Source organism: Thauera sp. ZXT1-4, assembly GCF_052598215.2.
Map to the genome: position 1 here is coordinate 1 of NZ_JBQWSN020000101.1, position 1,378 is coordinate 1,378.

At 63.8% G+C, this 1,378-nt stretch carries 1 protein-coding gene; it reads left to right on the top strand.

All coding sequences use genetic code 11. The features are described 5' to 3' along the window. Positions 1–109: 109 nt before the first annotated feature. The gene (locus ACUH78_RS19250; protein WP_435751921.1) at positions 110–1,249 is read left to right on the top strand and encodes an ISNCY family transposase; all 1,140 of its coding nucleotides are present in this window, start codon (positions 110–112) and stop codon (positions 1,247–1,249) included. Positions 1,250–1,378: the final 129 nt, after the last annotated feature.

Here is a 1,378-nt window from a genome sequence, read left to right on the forward strand (position 1 = left end):
TAGGGAGCACATAAACTGTCCGGACTTGTAGCACGTGATCTGTCCGGTTTCATTGTTCACCCAGGAGGTGGCGATGAGACGGACGGAATTGCTACAGGAGATCCGAGCGATGCGGTTCGAAGAGGCGTATTCAGGCTGGCAGGAGGGACGGCTGCGGCAGGAGGAAGCGGCACGGTTGCTTGGGGTGTGCGAACGAACGTTTCGGCGCTACATCGACCGATATGAGGAGTCGGGGCTGGAGGGTTTGATCGACCGCCGCCTAGCCCAGGTGTCGCACCGGCGCGCGCCGGTCGATGAGGTGATGGCGCTGTGCGAACAGTACAAGCGCCGGCACATGGGCTGGAGCGCGAAGCACTTCTACGCCTGGTACCGGCGTGACGGCGGCGATCGCAGCTATAGCTGGGTCAAGAGCCGGCTCCAGGACGGAGGGCTGATCAAGAAGGCACCGGGCCGGGGCAAGCACAGGAAGAAGCGCGAGCGCTCGCCCTGGCCGGGGATGATGCTGCATCAGGACGGCAGCACGCACGCGTGGGTGCCGGGCCGTCAGTGGGATCTGATCGTGACCATGGACGACGCGACCAACGAGCACTACTCGATGTTCTTCGTCGACGAGGAAGGGACCGCATCGAGTCTTCGCGGGGTACGCGAGGTCATTGAAGCGCGGGGACTGTTCTCGAGCCTCTACACCGATCGCGGCAGTCACTACTGGCACACGCCCGAGGCCGGCGGCAAGGTCGATCGGCGCCATCCCACCCAGTTTGGTCGGGCGATGCAGCAGCTCGGGATCGAGATGATTGCGGCGTACTCGCCCGAAGCACGCGGACGCAGCGAGCGCATGTTCAGCACCCATCAGGCGCGCCTGCCGCGCGAGTTGGCGTTGATGGGCATCACCGACATGGACGCAGCCAACCGCTACCTTCGTGAGCATTACATGCCGGCGTTCAACACCGAGTTCATGCAGCCGGCGATGGAGGACGGTTCGGGCTTCGTACCCTACGTCGGACGCGATCTCGATGATGTGCTGTGCGAGCAGTTCGAGCGCACCGTCGGCAAGGACAACTGCGTCAGCTTCGAGAACCTCAAGCTGCAGATCCCCGCTGACCGCGCGCGGCACCACTACGTGAAGGTCAAGGTGCGCGTGGTCCGGCGTATCGACGGACGTCTGGCGCTGTTCCACGGGCCGCGCCTGCTCGCCCGCTATGGGCCGGATGGCACGCCCGAAGAACAGGCACTTCAGGCCGCTGCGTAACTGTCCGCCGCAGCGGCCGCGAGGTGGGAAGCCTGCTTCGGGCTACGCCCTTTGCAGGCTTCCCACCTCGCATAACCGAGCGGACAATTCATTTGCTACAACACCGGACAGTTCTATTTGTTGCCAACA